This window comes from Streptomyces sp. HNM0574 (assembly GCF_012726235.1).
GTDB lineage: Bacteria > Actinomycetota > Actinomycetes > Streptomycetales > Streptomycetaceae > Streptomyces.
Window position 1 is genome coordinate 235,172 of sequence record NZ_JAASAH010000009.1, and the last position, 24,966, is coordinate 260,137.

Genomic DNA, 24,966 nt, shown 5'->3' on the forward strand with positions numbered 1-24,966 from the left:
TCACCTGACACGGCCGGGTCCGGTCCGTACTGCTCCGCTCCGGTCAGAACATCACCGCATCGGATCAGCGGACCACACAAATCCGGCCCCGGGAGCGGCCGCGCGTCCGGGTACGGCTGTGGGACCGGGCGGCCTGCCCGGTCCCACAGTTCACACCGTCACGTCAGCGCGTCGCCCCCGGCCGGGCTCAGGCCGGGAACGGGCGGGCCGGCCAGTCCGCCTCGGCGGGACGCAGCGCGTCCACGCCGTCGCCCGCGAGCGTGGCCGAGAGTGCGAGGGCGCCCGTGACCAGGCAGTTGTTGTGCAACTGCCCGGCGAGCGCGCCGTGTACGAGCTCCGCCAGCGGCACCCGCGCGAACTCCATGTCGGCCTCCTCCTCGGCGAGGGCGAACCGCTCGCCCTCGGCCTCGGAGAGGTCACGCGCCAGGAAGATCCGCACCGCCTCGTCGCAGCCGCCCGGGGTGGTGTACATGTCGACGAGGACGCGCCAGTCCTCCGCCTTCACGTGCGCCTCCTCGTACAGCTCGCGCTGCGCCGCGTGCAGCGGGTTCTCGCCCGGGACGTCGAGCAGCCCGGCCGGGATCTCCCACAGCTTCTCCCGCACCGGGTGCCGGTACTGGCTCAGCACCAGCACCCGGTCCTGGTCGTCGAGCGCGAGCACCGCGACGGAACCGGGGTGCACCTGGTAGTCGCGGGTGGCCACCGAGCCGTCGGGCATGACGACCTCGTCGGTGCGGATGCTCGTCTTCTTGCCCTCGAAGGGCACGGCGGACGCGGTGACCTCCCACGCCATCGCCACATCGGCGAGCGGACGCTCCGGCTGCCCGGTCACCGGTCAGCCCGCTTCCGGACGGCCGACCGCCTGCTGCTGCTCGACGGCCGCCTTGACCAGCCCGGCGAAGAGCGGGTGCGGGCGGGTCGGGCGGGAGCGCAGCTCCGGGTGGGCCTGGGTGGCCACGAGGTAGGGGTGCTGCTCGCGCGGGTACTCCACGAACTCCACCAGCTTGTTGTCCGGGGAGGTGCCGGAGAAGACGATGCCCGCCTTCTTCTCCAGCTCGCCGCGGTAGGAGTTGTTGACCTCGTACCGGTGCCGGTGGCGCTCCTCGATGTACGGCTCGCCGCCGTACACCTCGCGCACGATCGAGCCCTCGGCGAGCTTCGCCGGGTACATGCCGAGCCGCATCGTGCCGCCCATGTCGCCCTCACCGGCGACGATGTCCAGCTGCTCCTCCATCGTGGAGATCACCGGGTGCGCGGTGCCCTGGTCGAACTCGGTGGAGTTCGCGCCCTCGATGCCGGCGAGGTTCCGCGCGGCCTCGATCACGATGCACTGCAGGCCGAGGCAGAGGCCCAGCAGCGGGGTGCCCGTCTCGCGGGCGTAGGTGATGGCGCCGACCTTGCCGTCCACACCGCGGTCGCCGAAGCCGCCGGGGATGCAGATCGCGTCGCAGTCGCCCAGCGCCTGCTTCGCGCCCTCGGGAGTCCTGCAGTCGTCGGAGGTCACCCACTTCAGGGAGACCCGGGCGCTGTTGGCGAAGCCGCCGGCCCGGAGGGCCTCGGTGACCGAGAGGTAGGCGTCGGGCAGGTCGATGTACTTGCCGACCAGCGCCACCTTCACCTCGTGCTCCGGCTGGTGGACGCGGGTCAGCAGGTCGTCCCACTGCTTCCAGTCCACGTCGCGGAAGGGGAGGTTGAGCTTGCGCACCGCGAAGGCGTCCAGGCCCTCGGCGTGCAGCACCTTGGGGATGTCGTAGATGGACTTGGCGTCCTTGGCCACCGCCACGGCCTCGTCGTCCACGTCGCACATCAGCGAGATCTTCCGCTTGATGGCGACCGGGACCTCGCGGTCCGCGCGCAGCACGATCGCGTCCGGCTGGATGCCGATGTTCCGCAGGGCGGCGACGGAGTGCTGGGTGGGCTTGGTCTTCAGCTCGCCGGAGGGGCCGATGTAGGGCAGCAGCGAGATGTGCACGACCAGGACGTTGTCCCGGCCGACCTCGTGCCGGACCTGCCGCACGGCCTCCAGGAACGGCAGCGACTCGATGTCGCCGACCGTGCCGCCGACCTCGGTGATGACGACGTCGACGTCGTCGCTCGCCATGCGCCGGATGCGGTGCTTGATCTCGTTGGTGATGTGCGGGATGACCTGCACGGTGTCGCCCAGGTACTCACCGCGCCGCTCCTTGGCGATCACCGAGGAGTAGACCTGGCCGGTGGTGACGTTGGCCGAGCCGTCGAGGTCGACGTCGAGGAACCGCTCGTAGTGGCCGATGTCCAGGTCCGTCTCGGCACCGTCGTTGGTGACGAAGACCTCACCGTGCTGGAACGGGTTCATCGTGCCGGGGTCGACGTTGAGGTACGGGTCGAGCTTCTGCATCGTGACCCGCAGGCCCCGTGCCTTGAGCAGCGCACCCAGGCTGGAGGCGGTCAGCCCCTTCCCGAGCGAGGAGGCGACACCCCCGGTGACGAAGAGGTGCTTGGTCGTCATGGATGTGGGTGGCATTGCCAAGAGGGGGCTCCCGTGGTCGCGAGGTGGGGTGCGCACCGGCGCCCTGGCGTCGATGCTCAAGGGTGCCGTCGCTGCGGGTGCGGGGGGCCGCTGTACTGAGAATCCGAGGATTTTTCGAGAACCGCGTGCCCACCGGTCCACGGGCCACCAGGGTATCAGCGACCCGGGCGGGCTCCGTCCACGCGCTTCCGCGCCCGCCTGCGCTCATTCTCCGCCCGCGCGGCCTCGGCCACCACACCTGGGACGGCCTCCGGAGCACCTCCCGACGGCCGGCACCGGGCCCGTTCCGGCACCCGCGGTGAAGGCCCGATAGCAGCAGGTGAAGGGCTCGCGGACGAGCCCCGGTGAAGCTCACCCCATCGGCTGAAACAGTCTGCGCAGAGCATCGCGCAGAGGGCCTCCCCGCGTCGTATCCTGCTCGGACGCTCGATTGGGCAGGACAGGAAATCGCAGGTCAGGTTGTGTCCCGCGGGGGCGTGGCCGCAGTTCGACTGGAGACGCACGTGGCTGGGCGCATCGAGGACTACGCACTCATCGGGGACATGCAGACCGCTGCCCTCGTCAGCCGGGACGGCGCCGTCGACTGGCTCTGTCTCCCCCGCTTCGACTCCCACGCCATCTTCGCCTCGCTGCTGGGCACCGAGGAGCACGGCTTCTGGCGGATGGGCCCCGCGCACGGCGAGCGGGACGTGCCGCCGGCCGCCACCCGCAGGCGGTACCGCGGCGACTCCCTCGTCCTGGAGTCGGAGTGGGACACCCCCCGGGGCACCATCCGCGTCATCGACTTCATGCCGCCCCGGGAACAGCACGCGCCGCAGGTGGTGCGGATCGTCGAGGGCGTCAGCGGCCGGGTCCCGGTCCGCTCCGCGCTGCGCATGCGCTTCTCCTACGGCTGGGTCGTGCCGTGGGTGCGCAAGGTCGACGGGCGTACGGCGGCGGTCGCCGGGCCCGACTCGGTCTGGCTCGACACCGAGGCCGAGACGCACGGCGAGGACCTCACCACCTACTCGGACTTCACCGTCGGCCCCGGCGACCGGGTCACCTTCACCATCAGCTGGCAGGCCTCGCACCGCGAGGCGCCCGAACTCCCGGACGCCGAGGGCGCGTTGGAGGCCACCGAGCAGTTCTGGCGGGAGTGGGCCGAGCACTGCACGTACCACGGCCCGTACCGGGAGGCCGTGGTCCGCTCGCTGATCACGCTGAAGGCCCTGACGTACGCGCCGACCGGCGGCATCGTCGCCGCGCCGACGACCTCGCTGCCCGAGTGCATCGGCGGCGTCCGCAACTGGGACTACCGCTTCACCTGGCTCCGGGACGCGGCGATCACCCTCTCCTCGCTGCTCCGCACCGGCTACCACGAGGAGGCCCGCGCCTGGCGCGAGTGGCTGCTGCGCGCGGTCGCGGGCGACCCGGAGAACCTGCAGATCATGTACGGCATCGCGGGCGAGCGCGAGCTCGGCGAGACGGAGCTGACCTGGCTGCCCGGGTACGAGAACTCCGCGCCGGTACGGATCGGCAACGGCGCCGCCGGACAGCTCCAGCTGGACGTCTACGGCGAGGTCACCGAGGCCCTGCACCTGGCGCACATGACGGGCCTGGGCCGGAACGACTACGCCTCGCTGCTCCAGCTGAAGCTCATCGGGTACCTGGAGGACCACTGGGACGAGCCGGACGAGGGCATCTGGGAAGTCCGCGGCCCCCGGCGGCACTTCGTGCACTCGAAGGTCATGGCCTGGGTCGCCGTCGACCGCACCGTGAAGCTCATCGAGTCCGGCGAGGTCGAGGGCCCGCTGGAGCGCTGGCGCGCGCTGCGCGACACGATCCACCGGGACGTGTGCGAGAAGGGCTACGACCCGGAGCGCAACACCTTCACCCAGTCCTACGGCTCCAAGGAGCTGGACGCCTCACTGCTGCTGATCCCGCAGATGGGCTTCCTGCCGCCGGACGACAAGCGGGTCATCGGCACCGTCGAGGCGATCCAGCGCGAACTGTCCACGGAGGACGGCTTCGTGATGCGCTACCCCACCTCCGCCGAGGACGGCGAGGAGAGCCTCGACGGCCTGGAGGGGGAAGAGGGCGCCTTCCTCGCCTGCTCGTTCTGGCTCGCCGACGACCTCGCCATGATCGGCCGCGTGGAGGAGGCCAGGAAGCTGTTCGAGAAGCTGCTCTCGCTCCGCAACGACCTCGGGCTGCTCGCCGAGGAGTGGGACCCCAAGCTCCAGCGCCAGGTCGGCAACTTCCCCCAGGCGTTCAGCCACGTCCCGCTGATCGACACCGCGCTGCGGCTCACCGCCACGGGCGCGTACGGCGGCTGAACGGGCCGCGTACGGCGCGCACTTGGCGGCCGGCCCCGGCTTCCCCCGGTGAGGGGGGCCGGGGCCGGCCGCGTTCCGTCAGCCCGTGGTGAGTTCGTCGTACACGCTGAGGACCTGGGCGAGGGTGTCGCTCTCCTCGCGCCAGCGCGCGGCGCGGCGCAGGCCGCGCTCCGCGAGCTCGGCGCACCGCTCGGGGTCGGCGGCGAGCCGGGTGACGGCCTCGGCGAGCGCGTCGGCGTCCCCGTACGGCACCAACTCGGCTGCGTCGCCGACGAGTTCGGGGACCCCGCCGACGGCCGTCGACACCAGCGGCACCCCCGCGCGCAGCGCCTCGCGGGCGAGCAGCGCCCGGCCCTCCCAGCGCGCGGAGAGCAGCGCGACGTCGGCCAGCGGGAGCAGCGCGAGCGCGTCGGCGCGGCGGCCCAGGAGCCGCACGGGCAGCTCCTCCTCGTCGATCCGGCGCTGGAGCGCGGCCCGGTCCGGGCCCTCACCGGCGACGACCAGCAGCGGCGGCGGGTCGAGGTGGCGCCAGGAGCGGGCCGCGGTGAGCACCGTGTCGTAGCCCTGGTTCCGGGACAGGCGGCCGACGCTGAGGATCAACGGACGCTCGACGGCACCGAGTTCGGCCCGCGCCTTGAGCCGGAGCCGTTCCGCCTCGTCGGCCTGGGGCTCCTCGCCCGGCTCGTCCGGCGCGGCGTCGTCCGGCGGGCGGGTGGCGCGCGGACCGGGCGGGACGACGGGGGCGAGGCGGGCGTCGCGGGCGCCCCGCGCGCGGGCGCGGTCCAGCAGGTCCGTCGTCGTCGCCAGCACCACGGCCGACTCGCGCACCACGTGCCGCTCCAGCAGCCGCAGGGCCTGGGCGCGCAGGCCGAGGGCCTGGCCGCGCGCGTGCCAGGTCAGCACGAGCGGCGGACGGGCGCCGCCGCCCGCCCCGGCGCCGAGGGCGAGCGCGGCGAGCAGCCCGGCGCGCAGCCCGTGCGCGTGCACCAGATCGGCCTCGGCGCACACCCGCCGGAGCGCGGCGACGGCGGCCGCCCGCGTACGGACGGGCGCGGGGACGAAGTGCGCGCCGGTGGCGGTGAATCCGTACCGCGGTTCGGTGCCGGGCGGGGCGCACACCGTGACCCGCAGCCCCCGCTCGACCAGGCCGTCGGCCAGGGACCGCACATGGGCCGGGGAGTTCGCGCCGCACCCGCTCAGCACCTGCACGGCGTGCACCGGTGCCGTGCCGACGGGCGTCGGCCGCGGGCGCGTGCTGCGGTTCACTGCGGGGGATTCTCCTTGTCGGCTTCCTGCGGGGCCGGCCGTCGTCCGGCGTCTTCCACTGCTCGTACGTCTTCCTCTGCTCGTCGCACCGCTCGTGTCACCGCCGGCCCGGGCCGGCCGCGAACAGCAGCCCAGCATGCCAGCCGGTGACGGCGGCGCGGGCCGCCCCGGCGCGCCCCGCGCCGCAGGGCACGGCGCGCGCCCCGCCGGGATCACCCGCGCGGGGGAGCCGGCGGCGTGCGGGGGTTCCGTCAGGCGCCCGCCCGGGCCGTCTCCAGCAACTCCTCGGCGTGGGCCCGCGCGAGCTCGGAGTCCTCCTGGCCCGCGAGCATCCGCGACAGCTCCCGCACCCGGTCCTCGCCCTCCATGGCCTGGACCCCGCTGCGGGTGACCGAGCCCTCGTGGGTCTTCTCGACCACGAGGTGCCGGTCCGCGAAGGCCGCGACCTGCGGCAGGTGCGTGACGACCACGACCTGCGCCGACCTGGCCAGGCGGGCGAGCCGCCGCCCGACCTCCACCGCCGCCTTGCCGCCGACGCCCGCGTCCACCTCGTCGAAGAGGTACGTCGGGACGGGCGCGGCGCCCGCGAAGACCACCTCGACGGCGAGCATCACCCGGGAGAGCTCACCGCCCGAGGCGCCCTTGGCGATCGGCCGGGGCTGGGCGCCGGGGTGCGGCGCGAGCAGCAGCTCGACCTCGTCGGTGCCGTACGGGCCGAACGCGACGCTCCCGCCGTCCAGTTCGAGGCCCGAGCCGTCCTCGGGCGCCTCGGTGCGGCGGAGCGCGAAGCTGACGCGGGCGTGCGGCATCGCCAGTTCGGCCAGTTCCTCGGTGACGGCGTCCGCGAATCGCTTGGCCGCGTCCTGCCGGGCCTGGGTCAACCGCTCGGCCAGCGTGGCGAGTTCGGTGCGCAGCAGGTCGCGTTCGGCGGTGAGTTCGCCGATCCGGTCGTCGTCGCCCTCCAGCTCGCCGAGCCGGGCCGCGCTCTGCTCGGCCCAGGCGAGGACCTCGTCCATGCCCTCGCCGTGCTTGCCGTACTTGCGGGTGAGCTGGGTGAGGACCGCGCGGCGCTCCTCGACGACGGCGAGCCTGGCCGGGTCGGCGTCCAGGTCGTCGGCGTACCCGGCGAGTTCACCGGCGACGTCCGACAGCAGGATGGACACCTCGCCCAGCCGGTCGGCCAGCGAGGCGAGCGCCGGGTCGTGGGCCCGTACCGCCTCCAGGGCGCGGTGCGCTCCGGCGACGAGGGTGGCCGCGTCGACGCCCTCCGGGTCGGCGGGGTCGCCGGCGAGGGCGCCGTGCGCTCCGGTGGCGGCGGCGGCCAGGGCCTCCGCGTGGCCCAGCCGTTCGGCCTCGGCGGCGAGTTCGGCGTCCTCGCCCTGCTGGGGTTCGGCGCCGGAGATCTCCTCCAGGCCGAAGCGGAGCAGGTCGGCCTCCTGGGCGCGTTCGCGGGCCCGGGTGGTGATGTCCTCCAGTTCGGCGGTGACGGCGCGGAGCCGTTTGTAGGCCGTGCGGTACTCGGCGAGGGGCGCGGCGACGGCGTCGCCCGCGTACCGGTCCAGGGCCCGGCGCTGCCGGGCGGGGCGCAACAGGCCCTGCTGGTCGGTCTGTCCGTGCACCGCGACGAGTTCGTCGCTCAGCTCCGCCAGCAGGCCGACCGGCGCCGAGCGCCCGCCGACGTGCGCGCGGGAGCGGCCCTCGGCCGAGACGGTGCGGCTGATCAGCAGCGCCCCGTCGTCGAGTTCGGCACCCGCGTCCTCGGCCCGGCGCGCGGCCGGCGCCTCGGGCGGGACGACGATCCGCCCCTCGACGACGGCGGCCTTCGCCCCGGCCCGTACCAGGGCCGCGTCGGCGCGGCCGCCGAGCAGCAGGCCGAGGCTGGTGACGACCATGGTCTTGCCCGCGCCGGTCTCGCCGGTCACCGCGGTGAAGCCGGGGGACAGCTCGACGACGGCGTCATCGATCACGCCCAGGGCTCTTATCCGCATCTCCTCCAACACGCATACGACCATACGAGGTTCCGTGGGGCCACCCGTACCCCCGGTCCGGGTGGCAGCGGCATCGTCGCAGGGCACAGGCCCGGCACAGGATGGAAGACCCGACCGGTCCGGGTGTTTCGTTCACAAGTTCCCGCCGGTCGGAAGCAGGACAAACCGGGGCACAGCCCCGGAGTGGGACACACCGAGGGGGAAACATGTCACCGCACAACTCCGCGCCCCGCCGGGGCCGCACCGCGACCGCCCTCGTGGCGGCGCTCGCCTCCGCAGCCGTGCTCGCCGTGCCGGGGTGCGGCGGCGCGGCGGGCGGCCGGGAGCGGGGCGGCGGGCTGGAGGGGGTGTGGCGGACCGAGGGCTACGGCACCTCCGTCGTCGTCGAGGGCCGGGGCCTCCGCACGTACGAGACGACGCGGATCAGCTGCGTCCCCGGCGCGCTCCGCGGCAGCCGGAAGGGCGGCACGGGCCCGGGCGGGCGCGCCACGTACGTCACGGACGGCGCCGCCGAGGTGACGCTCACCCCCGAGGGGCGCGGCAGGGCCCGGATGCGGATCGCGGACAACACGGGCTCGCGCACCCTGCACCGCGCCGAGGACGGCCTGCCCGCGCGCTGCGGGGAGCCGGAGAGCCGGGACCCGCGTCACGTCTTCGACGTGTTCTGGCAGACCTTCGCCGAGCACTACCCGTTCTTCGCCGCGAAGGGCGTCGACTGGCGGGCGGTGCGCGAGAAGTGGCGGCCGCGGATCACACGCAGCACCACCGGGGCCGAACTGTTCGAGGTGTTCAGATCGATGCTGGAGCCCCTGCACGACGCGCACACCGCCGTCGCGGGCGACGGCCGGAGGTACGCGGGCATCCGGCCGGGGACGGCCCCGCCCGGGCCCGCCTTCGTCGCCCGTGTCGACAAGGCGACGAGGGCGGCCGTCGGCACCCGGCTGAAGCAGTGGGCGAACGGTGCCGTCGCCTACGCGCGGCTCGGCGACGGCACCGGCTACCTGCGCCTCACCCGCTTCGAGGGCTTCACCGGCGAGGACGACCACGCGGCCGACACCGCCGCGCTCGACCGCGCGCTGCGGGAGATCTTCGCCGAGGCGCCCCGGTGGCGCGGCCTCGTCCTCGACGTCCGGTTCCACGGGGGCGGCGCCGACCCGCTCGGGCTGCGCGTCGCCTCCCGGCTCACCGCCCGCCCGTACCTCGGGTACGCGAAGCGGGCCCGCAACGATCCGGCGGACCCGCGCCGCTTCACCCGGCCCGAGCCGGTGCGCGTCACCCCGCACGAGGGGCTGCGCTTCACGGGGCCCGTCGCCGTCCTCACCAGCCGGTACACGGTCAGCGCGGGCGAGAGCTTCGTCCAGGCGCTGCTCGGGCGGCGGCCCGCACCAGCGCTCGTCGGCGAGCCGACGCAGGGCGTCTTCTCCGACACCCTGGACCGGCGGCTGCCGGGCGGCTGGACGTTCTCGCTGCCCAACGAGGAGTACCTGACCGCCGACGGCCGGACCTTCGACGGCGCCGGGATTCCGCCGGGGCACCGCACGCCGGTCTTCACCGAGGAGGAGTTCGCCCGCCACCGGGACACGGCGCTGGAGCGCGCCCGCGCACTGCTGCACGGGCGCTGAGCCGTCAGCGGCGGGCGCCGCGCCAACCCGCCACCGGGAGCGCGAACTTGGCGACGAGACGGTCCGTGAACGAGGCGTGGTGCAGCCGCGCCAGCCGCACCGGGACGGCCCCGCGCCGCACCTCCACCCGCGCGCCCGCGGGGAGTTCGGCGCTGCGCCGCCCGTCGCACCAGACGATCCCGTGCGGCGTCTGCGGCTGCACCTCCACGGCCAGCACCGAATCCGGCGCCGTGACCAGGGGCTTGGCGAACAGCGCGTGCGCGCTGATCGGCACCATGAGCAGCGCCTCGACCTCGGGCCAGACCACGGGCCCGCCCGCGGAGAAGGCGTACGCGGTGGAGCCCGTGGGGGTGGCGCACACGACGCCGTCCCCGCCGAAGCCGGTCACAGGACGGCCGTCGACCTCGGTGACGACCTCCAGCATCCGCTCCCGCGAGGCCTTCTCCACCGACGCCTCGTTCAGCGCCCAGTCGTGGTGCACCACCCGGCCGTCGGTCCGGACGAGCACGTCGAGCGTCATCCGCTCCTCGACCTCGTAGGCCCGGGTGACGACGCGGTCGACGACCTTGTCCAGGTCGTCCCGCTCGGCCTCGGCGAGGAAGCCGATCCGGCCCAGGTTCACCCCGAGCATCGGCACCCCCGAGGCCCGCGCGAACTCCGCGCCGCGCAGCAGCGTCCCGTCACCGCCGAGGACGACCAGCAGCTCGCAGCCCTGCGCCGCCTCCGGCTTCGCCTCGACGGTCTGCACGGAGGCGGGCAGCGGCAGATCGGCCGCCTCGTCCCCCAGCACCCGGACGCCGATGCCGCTGCGCAGCAGCCCCTGCACCACCAGTTCCGCGCTGCGGACGGCGGCGGGCCTGCCGGTGTGCGCGAGCAGGAAGACGGTGCGCTCCTCCCCCGGAACGCCGTCCCGGTCCCCCGGCCCGTCCCCGCCGTCGTCGCCCTTCCCCGGTCCCCTGGTCATTCCGGCCCCTCCGCCACGGCTCGCTCGACCTCGGCCGGGTCGAGTTCGGGCGCCCCGGCGCGCAGCCACAGAAAGTACTCGACGTTCCCCGAGGGCCCGGGCAGCGGGCTCGCCGTCACCCCGAGGGCCCCCAGGCCGAGTTCCGCCGCCCGCGCGCCGACGGCCCGTACCGCCTCGGCGCGCAGCGCGGCGCTGCGCACCACGCCCCCGCTGCCCAGGCGTTCCTTACCCACCTCGAACTGCGGCTTCACCATCAGCACGAGATCGGCGTCGGGCGCGCAGCAGCGCACCAGCGCCGGAAGGACGAGACCGAGCGGGATGAAGGACAGGTCCCCGACGACCAGGCCGACCGGCTCGCCGACGTCCTCGGCCGTCAACTCCCGTACGTTCGTACGGTCCTTGACGGTGACCCGGTCGTCGCTCTGCAGCGACCAGGCCAGCTGTCCGTAGCCGACGTCGACGGCGACGACGTGGCCGGCGCCGGCCCGCAGCAGGACGTCGGTGAAGCCGCCCGTGGAGGCGCCGGCGTCCAGCGCGCGGCGGCCCTCGACCCGCAGTCCGAGCGGCCGGAAGGCGGCGAGCGCGCCGGCCAGCTTGTGGCCGCCGCGCGAGACGTAGTCCGGGTCGCTCTCGTCGGCGCGCACGACGACGGCCGCGCTCGTCTCCACCTGGGTCGCGGACTTGGTCGCGGTGTTCTTGTCGACCGTCACCCGGCCCGCCGCGATGAGTTGGCTCGCGTGCTCACGCGAGCGGGCCAGCTTGCGGCGCACCAGCTCCGCATCGAGTCGGCGTCGTGCCACTGTCGTTCAGCTCCGGGGTCGGTCGAGGGCGGCCAGCTGTTCGCGCAGGCCGCTGTGCACATCTTCGTACACGTCGAGATGACCCGATACAGCGAGGTGGTCCACCGCTTCCAGCCGCCGGAGCCGGGCGTCCACGTCGCCGTCGCCGGTCGGCGTCACACCGACACCGAGCGGCTCCGGACCGTCGCTCTCCGCTTCGGGCTCCGGTTCCTCCGCGGTGTCCGCGGCGTCCACCGTGTCCACGGCGTCCACCGGCGGTTCCGGTTCCGGATGCTCCGGTGTTCCGCCGGCCTCCGGCTGCCGCTCCGCCGTGCTGTCCGTCCCCTGCGGCCCCAACTCGCTCATGCCCCGACGCTACCGCCCCCGGCCCCGCGACAGGGTCAGCGGCGGGCTGCGGGCACCACGAGCGGGGTGCCGGTCTCCGGGTCGTCGATGACCCGGCAGGGCATGCCGAAGACCTCCTCGACGAGGTCGGCGGTGACGATGTCCGAGGGCGCGCCCTCGGCGACGATGTGCCCGTCCCGCATCGCGATCAGGTGCGTCGCGTACCGGGCGGCGTGGTTGAGGTCGTGCAGCACCGCGACGAGGGTGCGGCCCTGCTCCTCGTGCAGCCGGGCGCACAGGTCGAGGATCTCGATCTGGTGGGCGATGTCGAGGTAGGTGGTCGGCTCGTCGAGCAGCAGCAGCGGGGTCTCCTGCGCGAGCGCCATCGCGATCCACACGCGCTGCCGCTGCCCGCCGGACAGCTCGTCGACGTAGCGCCCGGCCAGCCCCTCGACGCCGGTGGCCGCCATGGACTCGCGGACGATCCGCTCGTCGTCCCGCGACCACTGACGCAGCAGGCCCTGGTGCGGGTACCGGCCGCGGGCGACGAGGTCGGCGACGCCGATGCCGTCGGGGGCGATGGAGCTCTGCGGGAGCAGCCCGAGGGTGCGGGCCAGCTTCTTCGCGGGGATGCCGCTGATGTCGGCGCCGTCCAGCGTCACCGCGCCGGAGCTCGGCTTGAGCATCCGGGACAGGGCGCGCAGCAGCGTGGACTTGCCGCAGGCGTTGGGGCCGACGACGACGGTGAAGGAGTGGTGCGGTATCGCCACGTCCAGCTCGCGCGCGATGGTCCGCTGGTCGTAGGCGAGGGTGAGATCCCGGCCGGCGAGGCGGTCCCCGTCGGCGGCCGTCCGGCGCGGACGCGCGGACGCGCCGTCCACGCCCGCGTCCCGCGCCCCGGCGCTCGTCACGTCCGGGCTCGTCACGTCCGCGTTCTGCACGTCCGTCTCCACGTTCATGTCCGCACTCACACTCGCACCCCAACTCGGGCCTGGTACCGCTTCTGTCGTCGCGGGCGCGCGGGTACGCGCGCCCCGGCAGGCTGCCGCGCGCCGCTGCTGTCCGCCGCCGAGTACACCCGGGAAGGCAGCGCCCGGCAACTCCCGGCCCGCACCGGGCCGTTGGGCGCGGCCGTGGAGGCGCACGGGAGAGGGGTGACGGGAGACAACTGCGACTCCGCTCGAAGACCGGTGAACACCACCCGGCCACTGGACAACAACGACTTTGGTTAGGTTAACCTAAGTCCGTGTTCGGCCGTGCGGCCGCCCCGGTCTCCACGAACGGGGCGGCCCCGCCGTGCCCGCTCCCGCCTGCCGGGCTCCGGGCACCGGCGGGACGACGTACGCCGCACACGCAGCACGGAACACAGCACCACCGCGTCACGGCACCACAGCACCGCAGCACCGCCCCCACACCCAGCACCGCACGGAACGTCCTGCACAGCGCCTCGTACGACCCCCGCAAGGGGCCTGCGCCGCACGGCGGTTCACGCGCAACGGCACGAAGCGGCGGCCTGACCTACACCGTCCGGGAGGAGCCCCGAAGCATGAGCACCGCAGCCCCCGAAGCACCGGCACCCGCGGTTCCGTTCCAGTTCTTCGACCTGCACGTCGTACGGACCCGCAGGCTGGGCCCGACGATGCTCCGCATCACCTTCGGCGGTGAGGGGCTGCGTGACTTCACCTCCGGCGGCCGCGACCAGCGGTTCAAACTGTTCCTCCCGCATCCCGGCCAGGAGGCACCGGTCGTGCCGACCGAGGCGGGCACCGAGTGGTTCCCCGTCTGGCGCGCGATGGACCCGGCGGTGCGCGGCATCATGCGCTCCTACACCGTCCGCGAACAGCGCCGCGTCCCGCACGACGAGATCGACATCGACTTCGCGCTGCACGGCGACACCGGGCCCGCCTCGCACTGGGCGGCCCGCGCCCTCCCCGGCGACCGGGTCACCGTGCTCGGCCCGGCCGTCCCCGACAACGGCGGCGTCGACTTCCGTCCCCCGGCCGGCACCGACTGGGTGCTGCTCAGCGGGGACGAGACGGCGCTGCCCGCGATCGCCGGCATCCTCTCCTGGCTGCCGCTGGGCACCCGGGCCAAGGTGTGGCTGGAGGTCCCGCACGCGGACGACATCCAGGAGCTGCCGACCCTCGCCGACGCCGACATCACCTGGCTCGTCCGCGACAACACCGAGGCGCACCGCACGGACTTCGTCCTCGGCTCCGTCGGCGCCGCCCAGCTGCCCGCGGGCACGCCGTACGCCTGGATCGCCGGGGAGGCCGGGACGGTGAAGCAGCTGCGCCGGCACCTCGTGCGCGAGCGCGGATTCGACCGCAGGGCCGTGAAGTTCACCGGCTACTGGCGGCTGGGCTCATCCGAGGAGCAGCTCGTCGAGGAGGCCGTCTCCGGCGCGGCCCAGGCCTCCGCGCGGGGCTGATCCGCCCCGCACCGCCGTACGTCCCCACGCGCGGGCACGTACGCCCCCTGCTGGCAAGGACCCCGACCACTCCCCTCCGGGCGGGGTCCTTCGCCATGTCGGGGCTCTGCCGCCGCGCGGCTCAAAGCCCCAGCCGGGCCAGGGACTTGGCCGCGTCCAGGGTGCAGACGCCGTCGCCCGCCGCCGTCCAGGCCGCGGCGCACAGGGCGCGCAGCCCGTCGAGCGGGTCACCGGATTCCGCCTCGTCCGCGGCGGCGAGCCGGAGCTCGGGCCCCTGTGCCGAGGCCGTCCAGCCGCCGCAGGTGAAGCCGGCCGCCGCTTCGCCCGTCACCGGCGGGGCCGGCGCGAGCAGCCCGCGCAGGTCGCGGGAGACGTAGGTGGGCCGGTGGTCCGGGCGCGCGGCCAGGAGCTGCGCGCCGTCCGTCACGCCGGTGAGGACGAGCAGCGAGTCGACGCCGCCCGCGCAGGCGCCCTCGATGTCGGTGTCCAGCCGGTCGCCGACGACCAGGGGGTGCCGCGCGCCCGTCCGCAGGATCGTCTCCCGGTGCATGGGCGGCAACGGCTTGCCCGCGACGCGGGGTTCGGGCGGCTCGGGCATCCAGCGGGTGGCGATCCGGACGACCTCGACGGCCGCGCCGTTCCCCGGCAGGATGCCCCGCTCCCCCGGAATCGTCAGATCCGTGTTGGACGCGAACCACGGCACGCCCCGGCCCACCGCGACCGCCGCCTCCTGCAGGCTCCCCCACGGCAGCGCGGGACCGCCGAAGCCCTGCACGACGGCGGCAGGACCGTCGTCGGCCGACTCCACGACGCGCAGGCCCTGTTCGGCGAGCGCGGCACGCAGCCCCTCGCCGCCGATCGCCAGCACCGGGGCGCCGGGCGCGACCTGTTCGGCGATCAGCCGGGAGACGGCCTGCGCCGAGGTGATCACGTCCTCGTCGGCCGCGGGCACGCCGATCCGCGTGAGGTGCTCGGCGACCGTCCGGGGCGTGCGGGCCGCGTTGTTGGTGACGTACGCGAGCCGCATCCCGCCGTCCCGCGCGGCCGCCAGCGACGACGGCGCGTGCGCCACCGCCTCGCCGCCGACGTACACCACACCGTCCAGGTCCAGCAGCGCCGTGTCGTACCGCTCGCCCAGCACACGGTCGCTGCCGTCGGGACGGGTACGCGGGGTGCCCTGCAACATCGTCTCTCGCTCTCCTCGCACACGGCGCTCCCGGTCGCGGAGCACGCCTGGACCCGATGATCCCGCACGCCCCGTGCGCCGTCGCGCGTGCCCGGACGCGCGGGGCCGCCGGGGCGCCGATACCCTGCGCCCCCCGTGCCCCGCTCCTCGCGCCCGGCAGCGGCGGCATAGCATGCTCGGATGACCGCCGACGGCCTCCGCCTCTCGCCCTTCCGCGGGCTGCGTTACGCACCGGGCCGCGTCAGCAGCCTGGCCGCCGTGACGTCCCCGCCGTACGACGTCGTGGTCAGGCCCGACGGCCTGCGGCACCTGGAGACGGCCGACCCGTACAACATCGTGCGGCTGATCCTCCCGCAGGCCGCCGACCCGGACACCCGGCACCGGCAGGCCGCGGAGACGCTCAGCCGCTGGCGGGCCGAGGGCGTCCTGGCCACCGACCCCGAACCGGCGCTCTACGTCTACGAGCAGCGCAAGGGCGACGTGCTCCAGCGCGGTCTCATCGGCGCGCTGCGGCTGTCCCCGCCCGAGGAGGGCGTGGTGCTGCCGCACGAGGAGGTGATAGCCGAGGTCGTCGAGGACCGTGCCGCGCTGATGCGCGCCACCGCCGCTCATCCCGAGCCGCTGCTGCTCTCCTACCGCAGCCGCGGCACCGCCACCGGCGCCACCGCCGTCATCGAACGCGCCACGCGCCGTACGCCGTTGCTCTCCACCGCCACCGAGGACGGCTTCGCGCACCGCCTGTGGGCCGTGACGGACGAGGCCGAGATCGCCGAGATCGACCGGGACCTCTCCCGGCGCCAGGCCCTCATCGCCGACGGCCACCACCGCTGGGCCACGTACCTGCGGCTGCGCGCCGAGGAGTCGGGCGCGAGCGCGCCGGACGGGCCCAACTCGCCCTGGAACTACGGCCTGGTGCTGCTCGTCGACACCGCCCGCTACCCGCTCCAGGTGCAGGCGATCCACCGCGTCCTGCCGCGGCTCCCGCTCGCGCAGGCGCTCAAGACCGTCGAGGAGCAGGACGCCTTCCGCGTCCGGCGGCTGGAGACGACGGCCACGGCCGCCGCGCTCGCCGCACTCGACCGCACCCCGGGCACGGCCTTCCTGCTCAGCGGCGGCGACGGCGGCTTCCACCTGCTGGACCGCCCGGAGCCCGGACTGCTCGCGCGCACCGTCGACCGCGACCGGCCCGAGGAGTGGCGCCAACTCGACGCCACCGTCCTGCACTCCACGCTCCTCGACGGCGTGTGGCACGTCCCGGACCGGCCCTCCCACATCAGCTATCTGCACGAGGCCGAGGCCGCGCTCGCGCAGGCCGCGCGGCTGGGCGGCACGGCCGTCCTGATGCGCCCGGTGCGCGAGGAGACCGTACGGGCGCTCGCGGAACGCGGCATCACCATGCCCCGCAAGTCCACCTCGTTCGGCCCCAAGCCGGCGACGGGCCTGGTGCTGCGCACCCTCGACGAGGACGGCGCGGGAAGCGGAGCCTGACCGTCCGGGGCCCGCAGCGGCCCTACTTCGGCAAGTGAGGTTCGCCTTAGCCGCCTCCTGCACGGGAGCAGCATCCGGAGACATCCGTTCCGGATACCCCTTGCGCTCGCCCGCGTCACATACCGGACAACCCGCCCGGATTCCCCCACCGTGCGTCCGCGAATCCGGACCCGCCACCCCGCTCCCGGCGCCCCGAGCGGACCCCCGCCGACGCCCTTCCGGTCCGATTCACCCCCGTATCCCCGTGTTTTTCGCGGGAGTTGACCGCGTCCACACCCTCCCCGAACCGGGCACCCCTACGGCATGGTTAGGATAGCCTTACCTCATCGCACAGACCGTGCGGTGCCACCGTGTCCGCGCCAGGGAGGACAGTTCATGAGCAGCAGGTCACACCTGCTCAACGACAGGACAGTGGAGCAGTACAGGCGCTCCCTCACCGACGGCGTCGAGCGCGTCGCCGGAAAAATCGCCGGCGCGGACCGCCCCTTCACGGGCGCCACCCCCGAGCAGCTCGCCCCGGCCGTCGCCGGGATCGACCTCGAACAGCCGCTGGCCGACCCGTCCGCCGCGCTCGACGAGCTCGAGGAGGTCTACCTCCGGGACGCCGTCTACTTCCACCACCCGCGGTACATAGCCCACCTCAACTGCCCGGTGGTCATACCCGCGGTGCTCGGCGAGGCCGTCCTCTCCGCCGTCAACTCCTCCCTCGACACCTGGGACCAGAGCGCCGGCGGCACCCTCATCGAGCGCCGCCTCATCTCCTGGACCGCCGAGCGGATCGGCCTCGGGGACGACGCCGACGGCATCTTCACCAGCGGCGGCACCCAGTCCAACCTCCAGGCGCTGCTCCTCGCCCGCGACGAGACCTGCCGCCTCCTCGCCCTCAAGGCCGAGGCGGAGGTCGCCGGAGGCGAGACCCCGCAGCCCGAGAGCCGGCACGCACTGCGCTCCCGGCTGCGCATCCTGACCTCCGCCTGCAGCCACTTCAGCGTGGAGAAAGCGGCCCGGATGCTCGGACTCGGCTCCGAGGCCGTCATCTCCGTCCCCGTCGACAGCGAGCGCCGCATGCAGACGGTCGCCCTCGCCCGGGAGCTGGAGCGCTGCGAGCGGGACGGCCTGGAGGTCATGGCCGTCGTCGCCACCGCCGGCACCACCGACTTCGGCAGCATCGACCCGCTCCCCGAGATCGCCGGCCTGTGCGAGCGCGCCGGCGTATGGATGCACGTCGACGCCGCCTACGGCTGCGGCCTGCTCACCTCGCGCCGCCGCGCCCTGCTGGACGGCATCGAGCGCGCGAACTCCGTGACGGTCGACTACCACAAGTCCTTCTTCCAGCCCGTGAGTTCGAGCGCGGTCCTGGTACGCGACGGCGCCACCCTCGGCCACGTCACGTACTACGCGGACTACCTCAACCCCGAGCGCAGCGCGAAGCGGAAAATCCCGAACCAGGTCGACAAGTCGATCCAGACCACGCGGCGCTTCGACGCGCTCAAACTGTGGCTGACGCTGCGCATCATGGGCGCCGACGGCATCGGCGAACTCTTCGACGAGGTCATCGACCGCGCCGCCGACGCCTGGAAGGTGCTCAACGACGACCCGCGCTTCGAGGTCGTCACGGAGCCGCAGCTGAGCACCCTGGTGTTCCGCTACCTCCCGCCCGCCACCGCCGACCGCACGCTGACCGACCAGGTCAACCTGCACGCCCGGGAGGCGCTCTTCGCCTCCGGCGACGCGATCGTCGCGGGCACCGTCGTCGACGGCAGCCACTACCTGAAGTTCACGCTGCTCAACCCCGAGACGACGCTGGACGACATCACCGCCGTCCTCGACCTCATCGCCGAGCACGCGGGCCGGTACCTCTCCGAGCACGGCACCCACGCCGAGGCCGAACTGAGCACACCCCGCGCGAGCTGACCCACCGCACCGCGGGCCCCCGGCCTGTCATGAGCGGGACAGCCCTGCCTGCCCCGCCACGGCCCGCCGGCCCCGGCGCACGCACCGCGACGGCACGCGCAACGCCACCCCGACCCCCCATCCCCGGACCACGGAGACCGACGTGTCCACCCCTGACCAGACCCGCGTCCACGACTTCATAGCCATCGGGCTCGGCCCGTTCAACCTCGGCCTCGCCTGCCTGACGGACCCGATCGAGGACCTCGACGGCCTCTTCCTCGACGACCGCCCCGAGTTCAACTGGCACCCCGGAATGCTGCTGGAGAGCAGCACCCTCCAGACGCCGTTCATGTCGGACCTCGTCACCCTCGCGGACCCGACCTCCCCCTTCTCCTTCCTCAACTACCTGAAGGAGAAGGGCAGGCTGTACTCCTTCTACATCCGCGAGAGCTTCTACCCGCTGCGAGCCGAGTACAACGACTACTGCCGCTGGGCCGCCGGGAAACTCGACACCCTCCGCTTCCAGCACCACGTCACCTCCGTCGAGCACCAGGACGGCGCCGACGGCGGCCTCTACCTCGTGCACGCCGACGACAAGGCCGGCGGCGAGCGGCGCACCTACCGCGCCCGCAAGCTGATCCTCGGCACCGGCACCCCGCCCTACATCCCCGAGTCCTGCCAGGGCCTCGGCGGCGACCTGATCCACAACTCCCGCTACCTGGACCACAAGTCCGCGCTGCAGGAGAAGGACTCGATCACCATCGTGGGCAGCGGCCAGAGCGCCGCCGAGATCTACTGCGACCTGCTGGAGGAGATCGACACCCGCGGCTACGAGCTGAACTGGGTCACCCGCTCCCCGCGCTTCTTCCCGCTGGAGTACACCAAGCTCACGCTGGAGATGACCTCCCCGGAGTACGTGGACTACTTCCACTCCCTCCCGGCCGCCACCCGCGACCAGCTCAACGCCTCCCAGAAGAACCTCTACAAGGGCATCAACACCGAGCTGATCGACGGCATCTTCGACCTGCTCTACCAGAAGAACCGCCTCGGCCCCTGCCCCACGCGGCTGATGACCAACACCGCGCTGACGGACGCCTCCTGGGACGAGACCACCGGCCGCTACACCCTCGGCCTCCGCCAGGAGGAGCAGAAGCAGGACTTCTCCCTCAGCACCGAGGGCCTCGTCCTCGCCACCGGCTACCGCTACCGCAGGCCCGAGTTCCTCGACCCGATCAGCGACCGCATCGAATGGGACGAGCAGGGCCGGTTCGCCGTACGCCGCGACTACAGCATCGACACCGCGGGCCAGGAGATCTTCGTCCAGAACGCGGAGCTGCACACCCACGGCTTCGTCTCCCCCGACCTCGGCATGGCCGCGTACCGCAACTCGTACATCATCCGCGAGCTGCTGGGCCGCGAGTACTACCCGGTCGAACGCTCCATCGCCTTCCAGAACTTCGCGGCGCCCGGCGCCGAGAACGCGCTGAACACCCTGGCCGGCGAGGCGAAGGGAGCCCGGGCATGAGCGAGACGAACACCCTCTTCACCCGCACCGACGCGGAACTCGGCACCTTCGCGCTCCGCCCCCTCGACGTCGAGGGCGACCGCGAGATGCTCCACCGCTGGCTCACCGACGCCAAATCGGCGTTCTACCTGATGCAGGACGCGAGCCTGGACGACGTCGAGAAGGAGTTCGCCGGCATCGCCGCGCACGAACACCACGACGCCTTCATCGGCCTGCACAACGGCGAGCCCGCCTTCCTCATGGAGCGCTACGACCCGGCGCACGTCGAGCTGAAGGGCCTGTACGAGGCCGAACCCGGCGACGTCGGCATGCACTTCCTGTGCGCGCCCACCGACACCCCCGTCCACGGCTTCACCCTCGCCGTGATCACCACCGTGATGGAGATGCTCTTCGACGACCCGGCCACCCGCCGCGTCGTCGTCGAGCCCGACGTCCGCAACAAGGCCGTCCACGCCCTCAACACGGCCGTCGGCTTCCGCGTCGAGCGGGAGATCGCCAAGCCCGAGAAGAACGCCTACCTGAGCATGTGCACCCGCGACCAGTTCGTGGCCGCCCGAGGAGAGACCAGCCGATGACGACCCCGCACCCCAGCACCCCACGCGACGCCGTCTCCCACCTCACCCCCGAGAACTGGGCACGGGCCAACCGGCTCCTGGTGCGCAAAGCCCTCGCCGAGTTCGCGCACGAGCGGCTCTTCATGCCCGTGCAGCAGCCGGGCAACGACGGCCGCTGGACCGTCACCAGCGACGACGGCGAGACGCAGTACCACTTCCGCGCCCAGGTCCTCGCCCTCGACCACTGGCAGGTCGACGCCGACAGCATCACCCGGCACCGCGACGGCGCCGAGCTCCCCCTGGACGCCCTGGCGTTCATCACCGAGCTGCGCACCTCGCTCACCCTGAGCGACGAGATCCTCCCCGTCTACCTCGAGGAGATCAGCTCCACCCTGGCCAGCACCGCCTACAAACTGACGCGCCCCGACGTCAGCGCCAAGGAGCTGTCCGAGTCCGGCTTCCAGGAGATCGAGGCCGGGATGACCGAGGGTCACCCTTGCTTCATCGCCAACAACGGCCGCCTCGGCTTCGACATCGCCGAGTACCGCGCGTACGCCCCCGAGGCCGGCGCCCCCGTGCGCCTCATCTGGGTCGCCGCGCACCGCGGCCGGGCCACCTTCACCACCTCGGCCGACCTCAGCTACGACAAGCTGGTCCTCTCCGAGCTGTCCGCGTCCACCCTCCGCCGCTTCTCGGCCTCGATGACCGAACTCGGCCTGGACCTGGACGACTACTACCTGCTGCCCGTGCACCCCTGGCAGTGGTGGAACAAGCTCTCCATCACCTTCGCCTCCGAGGTCGCCCAGCGCCACCTCGTGTGCCTCGGCCCCGGCGACGACGAGCACCTCGCCCAGCAGTCCATCCGGACGTTCTTCAACTCGTCCAACCCCTCGAAGCACTACATCAAGACGGCCCTGTCCGTCCTCAACATGGGCTTCCTGCGCGGGCTCTCGGCCAACTACATGAAGGCCACCCCGGCCATCAACGACTGGCTGACCCGCCTCATCGACGAGGACGAGGTCCTCAAGGGCACCGGCCTGTCGATCCTCCGCGAGTGCGCCGCCGTCGGCTACCACCCCGAGCACTACGAGGCCACCGCCCCCAAGGGCTCCCCGTACCTGAAGATGCTCGCCGCGCTCTGGCGCGAGAGCCCCGTCCCGCGCATCGCCGAGGGCGAGCGGCTGGCCACCATGGCCTCGCTGCTGCACATCGACCGCGACGGCGACTCCTTCACCAGCGCGCTCATCGAACGCTCCGGCCTCGAACCCGCCGCCTGGCTGCGCCGCTACCTGGACGTGTACCTCACGCCGCTGCTGCACGCCTTCTACCAGTACGAGCTGGTGTTCATGCCGCACGGCGAGAACGTCATCCTCGTCCTGGACGAGCAGGGCGTACCGCAGCGCGCGATCTTCAAGGACATCGCCGAGGAGATCGCGGTGATGAGCCCGGAGACCGAACTCCCGGAGGAGGTCGAGCGGCTGCGCGCCGAGGTGCCGGAGGACATGAAGATCCTCTCGATCCTCACCGACGTCTTCGACTGCTTCTTCCGCCTGCTCAACGGCACCCTCGCCACCAACGGCACCATGGACGAGGACACCTTCTGGTCCACGGTCGCCGAGTGCGTCAAGGACTACCAGAAGTCCGCCCCGCACCTGGCCGAGCGCTTCCGGCGGTACGACATCTTCGCCGACAGCTTCTCGCTGTCCTGCCTCAACCGCCTCCAGCTGCGCAACAACCAGCAGATGGTGGACCTGCAGGACCCCTCGGGCGCCCTCCAGCTCATCGGCGACCTCCAGAACCCCCTGGCCCGCTTCGCCTGACGGCCCCGCACACGACGAAGGGCGGGTTCCTCTCCTGGAGAGGAACCCGCCCTTCGTCGTGTGTCACCCGCGCGGTGGCCGCGACCTCACAGCCGCGGCCACCGTCACTCAGTCCCGCTCGCGACCCTCGGGGTCCGAGCCCGCGGACTCCTCCGCTTCGTAGCCCTCGGCGTCCTCGCCGTCGGCCTCCTCGTCCAGCGCGTCGACGAACTCCACACCGTCCAGCACCGCCAGCCGGTCCGAGGCGTCCGTCGTGCCCTGCTGGTCGGCCTCCAGCGCCTTCGCGAACCACTCGCGGGCCTCGTCCTCGCGGCCGACCTCCAGCAGCGCGTCCGCGTACGCGTACCGCAGCCGGGCCGTCCACGGCTGCACCGAGTTCGACGCCAGCTCGGGGCTCTGCAGGGTCACCACGGCGGCCTCGGCCTGGCCCATGTCCCGCCGCGCACCGGCCGCGACGAGACGCATCTCGACCTGGCCGGCCTTGTCCAGCTTCTGCACCTCGGGCTCGCCGGCCATCGCCAGCGCCTTCTCCGGACGCCCCATCCCGCGCTCGCAGTCCGCCATGACCGGCCACAGGTGCTGCAGCCCCGTCATCCGCCGCGCCGCCCGGAACTCGGCCAGCGCCTCGGAGTACTTCTGCACCGAGTACGCGGCGAAGCCCGCCGCCTCACGTACCGACGGCACCCGGGAGGCCAGCCGCAGCGCGATCTTCGCGTAGCCGTACGCCCGCTCCGGGTCCTCGTCCAGCAGACGCGACACCATCATCAGGTTCTTGGCGACGTCCTCGGCCAGGGTCTTCGGCAGGCTCATCAGCTCCTGCCGGACCTCCTTGTCGATCTCGTCGCCGGTGATGTCCTCATCGATCGGCAGCCGCTTCAACGGCTCCCGGTCCGGCCGACGATCATCCCGCCGCTCGCCCCCGCGTCCGCCACGGAACCCCCCGCGGTCGTCCCGTCCCCCACGGAACCCACCACGCTCGTCCCGACCACGGCCACCGCCGTGCCCGTACGGCCGCCGCCCACCCTGGTCACGGTCGTCCCGACGGGGGCCACGGCGGTCATCACGCCTGTCGTCCCGACGGTCGTCACGGCGGAAGCTGCCGCGGTCGCGGTCGTCACGCCGGTCGTCCCGGCGCTCGTCGCGCCGGAAGCCGCCACGGTCGCGGTCGTCACGGCGGTCGTCCCGCCTGTCGTCACGCCGGTCATCGCGACGGAACCCACCACGGTCCTGACGGTCGCGGTCGTCCCGCCGCTCCCCACCGCGCCCGCGGTCGTCACGGCGGAACCCGGGCCGGTCACCCCGGCCCTGCCCGTCCCGCCGGAACCCACGGTCCCGGTCGTCGCGCCGGAAGCCGCCGCGGTCACGGTCGTCGTCACGACGCGGCGGCCTGCCACCATCGCGCCCCGCGCGGTCGTCCCGCCTGTCGTCACGGCGGTCACCGCGCCGGTCGTCCCGACGGAACCCGCCACGGTCCTGACGGTCGCGGTCGTCCCGCCGCGGACCACGCGCCGGCCCCCGGTCATCACGCCGGCCGTCCCGACGGTCGTCCCCACGGAACCCACCGCGCCCCCGGTCGTCCCGCCGCTCCTCACGGCGGAACCCACCACGGTCCCGGTCATCGCGCCGGTCGCCACGGGGCGCACCGGTCCCACGGCCACCGTCCCGGCCGCCACGGTCCCGGTCACGGCCGAAGTCCCGGCCACGGTCGTCGCGGCGGAACCCACCGCGCCCGCGGTCATCACGCTGGCCACCCCGCGGACGGTCCTCACCCCGGCCCGGACCGGACTGACGAGGACGACGCTCAGGCCTGTCGTCGGGCGAATTCGTGGACATCGTGGTGACTCCTGTCTGCGGGGTGCTGCACGTCATTCTCGCGCAGCGAGCCATTCAGCGCTCTTCGGGAAAAACAAAAAGCCCTGGGCCTCAGCAGCATGCATGCGCTGAGGCCCAGGGCCTATAAAGATTGTTCGGCGGCGTCCTACTCTCCCACACGCTCCCGCATGCAGTACCATCGGCGCTGAAAGGCTTAGCTTCCGGGTTCGGAATGTAACCGGGCGTTTCCCTCACGCTATAACCACCGAAACTCTAAGCGGGGAGACCATATACATATGGTCGATCACCCAGAGTTCGAGCGAACAAGCACACTCTTCAATTTGAATGCGGTTGTTGTCTCAGAACCCACACAGTGGACGCGAGCATCTACGGACAAGCCCTCGGCCTATTAGTACCAGTCAACTCCACACCTCACGGTGCTTCCATATCCGGCCTATCAACCCGGTCA

General features: G+C 73.1%; 19 protein-coding genes and 1 rRNA gene. 9 read left to right on the plus strand and 11 right to left on the minus strand.

What is annotated here, in order from left to right; genetic code table 11:
- Positions 1-187 precede the first annotated feature (187 nt).
- Both HCC30_RS17695 and HCC30_RS17700 read right to left on the minus strand, forming a co-directional pair.
- Complete coding sequence (locus HCC30_RS17695; RefSeq protein ID WP_169443574.1) at positions 188-793, minus strand: NUDIX hydrolase; 606 nt, start codon at positions 791-793, stop codon at positions 188-190.
- Between the two features lie 42 nt (positions 794-835).
- Positions 836-2,503: a CTP synthase gene (locus HCC30_RS17700; RefSeq protein ID WP_169443536.1), complete on the minus strand. Its 1,668-nt coding sequence runs from the start codon at positions 2,501-2,503 to the stop codon at positions 836-838.
- A gap of 509 nt (positions 2,504-3,012) precedes the next feature.
- Here HCC30_RS17700 and HCC30_RS17705 point away from each other — a divergent pair.
- Entirely contained in the window at positions 3,013-4,824 is a 1,812-nt protein-coding gene (locus HCC30_RS17705) for a glycoside hydrolase family 15 protein (RefSeq protein WP_169443537.1), read from the plus strand.
- A gap of 78 nt (positions 4,825-4,902) precedes the next feature.
- Here HCC30_RS17705 and HCC30_RS17710 read toward each other — a convergent pair whose 3' ends face one another.
- Entirely contained in the window at positions 4,903-6,090 is a 1,188-nt protein-coding gene (locus HCC30_RS17710; protein WP_346776670.1) for a glycosyltransferase family 4 protein, read from the minus strand.
- Between the two features lie 251 nt (positions 6,091-6,341).
- Positions 6,342-8,102, minus strand: coding sequence for a DNA repair protein RecN (recN, locus tag HCC30_RS17715; protein ID WP_169443539.1), 1,761 nt, complete (start codon positions 8,100-8,102; stop codon positions 6,342-6,344).
- A gap of 182 nt (positions 8,103-8,284) precedes the next feature.
- Between recN and HCC30_RS17720 the strand changes: the two genes are divergently transcribed.
- Entirely contained in the window at positions 8,285-9,700 is a 1,416-nt protein-coding gene (locus HCC30_RS17720; RefSeq protein WP_169443540.1) for a S41 family peptidase, read from the plus strand.
- A 4-nt stretch (positions 9,701-9,704) separates the two neighbouring features.
- Here the strand turns inward: HCC30_RS17720 and HCC30_RS17725 are convergent, their stop codons facing one another.
- From HCC30_RS17725 to HCC30_RS17740, 4 genes are read right to left on the minus strand one after another with little or no spacing between them, the layout of a single operon-like run.
- The gene (locus HCC30_RS17725; protein ID WP_169443541.1) at positions 9,705-10,664 is read right to left on the minus strand and encodes an NAD kinase; all 960 of its coding nucleotides are present in this window, start codon (positions 10,662-10,664) and stop codon (positions 9,705-9,707) included.
- Positions 10,661-11,464, minus strand: a complete 804-nt coding sequence (locus tag HCC30_RS17730) for a TlyA family RNA methyltransferase (RefSeq protein WP_169443542.1) — start codon at positions 11,462-11,464, stop codon at positions 10,661-10,663. Before HCC30_RS17730 ends, HCC30_RS17725 begins: the two co-directional genes overlap by 4 nt.
- Positions 11,465-11,470: 6 nt before the next feature.
- Positions 11,471-11,809 (minus strand): hypothetical protein, encoded by a 339-nt coding sequence (locus tag HCC30_RS17735; protein WP_169443543.1) that lies wholly within the window; start codon positions 11,807-11,809, stop codon positions 11,471-11,473.
- Between the two features lie 35 nt (positions 11,810-11,844).
- Positions 11,845-12,747, minus strand: coding sequence for an ABC transporter ATP-binding protein (locus HCC30_RS17740; protein WP_169443544.1), 903 nt, complete (start codon positions 12,745-12,747; stop codon positions 11,845-11,847).
- 587 nt (positions 12,748-13,334) lie between these two features.
- Between HCC30_RS17740 and HCC30_RS17745 the strand changes: the two genes are divergently transcribed.
- Complete coding sequence (locus tag HCC30_RS17745) at positions 13,335-14,219, plus strand: siderophore-interacting protein (RefSeq protein ID WP_169443545.1); 885 nt, start codon at positions 13,335-13,337, stop codon at positions 14,217-14,219.
- A 121-nt stretch (positions 14,220-14,340) separates the two neighbouring features.
- On the opposite strand, the gene HCC30_RS17750 is transcribed toward HCC30_RS17745, so the two are convergent.
- Entirely contained in the window at positions 14,341-15,402 is a 1,062-nt protein-coding gene (locus HCC30_RS17750; protein WP_169443575.1) for an HAD hydrolase-like protein, read from the minus strand.
- A 183-nt stretch (positions 15,403-15,585) separates the two neighbouring features.
- On the opposite strand from HCC30_RS17750, the gene HCC30_RS17755 reads away from it, so the two are divergent.
- The 5 genes from HCC30_RS17755 (at position 15,586) to HCC30_RS17775 (ending at position 22,685) form a co-directional block, all read left to right on the plus strand.
- Entirely contained in the window at positions 15,586-16,893 is a 1,308-nt protein-coding gene (locus tag HCC30_RS17755) for a DUF1015 domain-containing protein (RefSeq protein ID WP_169443546.1), read from the plus strand.
- A 375-nt stretch (positions 16,894-17,268) separates the two neighbouring features.
- Positions 17,269-18,807, plus strand: a complete 1,539-nt coding sequence (locus tag HCC30_RS17760; RefSeq protein ID WP_169443547.1) for an aspartate aminotransferase family protein — start codon at positions 17,269-17,271, stop codon at positions 18,805-18,807.
- Between the two features lie 142 nt (positions 18,808-18,949).
- The gene (locus HCC30_RS17765; RefSeq protein WP_169443548.1) at positions 18,950-20,311 is read left to right on the plus strand and encodes a lysine N(6)-hydroxylase/L-ornithine N(5)-oxygenase family protein; all 1,362 of its coding nucleotides are present in this window, start codon (positions 18,950-18,952) and stop codon (positions 20,309-20,311) included.
- Positions 20,308-20,886 carry a GNAT family N-acetyltransferase gene (locus HCC30_RS17770; RefSeq protein ID WP_169443549.1) on the plus strand — a complete coding sequence of 193 codons (579 nt, stop codon included), beginning with the start codon at positions 20,308-20,310 and terminating at the stop codon, positions 20,884-20,886. The genes HCC30_RS17765 and HCC30_RS17770 overlap by 4 nt, the downstream gene beginning before the upstream one ends.
- Entirely contained in the window at positions 20,883-22,685 is a 1,803-nt protein-coding gene (locus tag HCC30_RS17775) for an IucA/IucC family siderophore biosynthesis protein (RefSeq protein WP_169443550.1), read from the plus strand. The genes HCC30_RS17770 and HCC30_RS17775 overlap by 4 nt, the downstream gene beginning before the upstream one ends.
- Positions 22,686-22,793: 108 nt before the next feature.
- Here HCC30_RS17775 and HCC30_RS28280 read toward each other — a convergent pair whose 3' ends face one another.
- Positions 22,794-23,555: a tetratricopeptide repeat protein gene (locus tag HCC30_RS28280; protein WP_206323983.1), complete on the minus strand. Its 762-nt coding sequence runs from the start codon at positions 23,553-23,555 to the stop codon at positions 22,794-22,796.
- A 129-nt stretch (positions 23,556-23,684) separates the two neighbouring features.
- Here HCC30_RS28280 and HCC30_RS28285 point away from each other — a divergent pair, with 129 nt between their 5' ends.
- Positions 23,685-24,629 (plus strand): hypothetical protein, encoded by a 945-nt coding sequence (locus tag HCC30_RS28285; RefSeq protein WP_206323941.1) that lies wholly within the window; start codon positions 23,685-23,687, stop codon positions 24,627-24,629.
- Between the two features lie 21 nt (positions 24,630-24,650).
- Here HCC30_RS28285 and rrf read toward each other — a convergent pair.
- Positions 24,651-24,767, minus strand: a 5S ribosomal RNA gene (rrf, locus tag HCC30_RS17785).
- Between the last annotated feature and the right edge of the window lie 199 nt (positions 24,768-24,966).

Excerpts from the sequence above, each read along its gene's own strand:
- HCC30_RS17775 (WP_169443550.1), top strand. The coding sequence starts at position 20,883 with ATGACGACCCCGCACCCCAGCACCCCACGCGACGCCGTCTCCCACCTC.
- HCC30_RS17725 (WP_169443541.1), bottom strand. The coding sequence starts at position 10,664 with ATGACCAGGGGACCGGGGAAGGGCGACGACGGCGGGGACGGGCCGGGG.
- HCC30_RS17700 (WP_169443536.1), bottom strand. The coding sequence starts at position 2,503 with ATGCCACCCACATCCATGACGACCAAGCACCTCTTCGTCACCGGGGGT.
- HCC30_RS17720 (WP_169443540.1), top strand. The coding sequence starts at position 8,285 with ATGTCACCGCACAACTCCGCGCCCCGCCGGGGCCGCACCGCGACCGCC.
- HCC30_RS17695 (WP_169443574.1), bottom strand. The coding sequence starts at position 793 with ATGGCGTGGGAGGTCACCGCGTCCGCCGTGCCCTTCGAGGGCAAGAAG.
- HCC30_RS17745 (WP_169443545.1), top strand. The coding sequence starts at position 13,335 with ATGAGCACCGCAGCCCCCGAAGCACCGGCACCCGCGGTTCCGTTCCAG.
- recN (WP_169443539.1), bottom strand. The coding sequence starts at position 8,102 with ATGGTCGTATGCGTGTTGGAGGAGATGCGGATAAGAGCCCTGGGCGTG.
- HCC30_RS17760 (WP_169443547.1), top strand. The coding sequence starts at position 17,269 with ATGAGCAGCAGGTCACACCTGCTCAACGACAGGACAGTGGAGCAGTAC.
- HCC30_RS17740 (WP_169443544.1), bottom strand. The coding sequence starts at position 12,747 with ATGAACGTGGAGACGGACGTGCAGAACGCGGACGTGACGAGCCCGGAC.
- HCC30_RS17755 (WP_169443546.1), top strand. The coding sequence starts at position 15,586 with ATGACCGCCGACGGCCTCCGCCTCTCGCCCTTCCGCGGGCTGCGTTAC.
- HCC30_RS17735 (WP_169443543.1), bottom strand. The coding sequence starts at position 11,809 with ATGAGCGAGTTGGGGCCGCAGGGGACGGACAGCACGGCGGAGCGGCAG.
- HCC30_RS17770 (WP_169443549.1), top strand. The coding sequence starts at position 20,308 with ATGAGCGAGACGAACACCCTCTTCACCCGCACCGACGCGGAACTCGGC.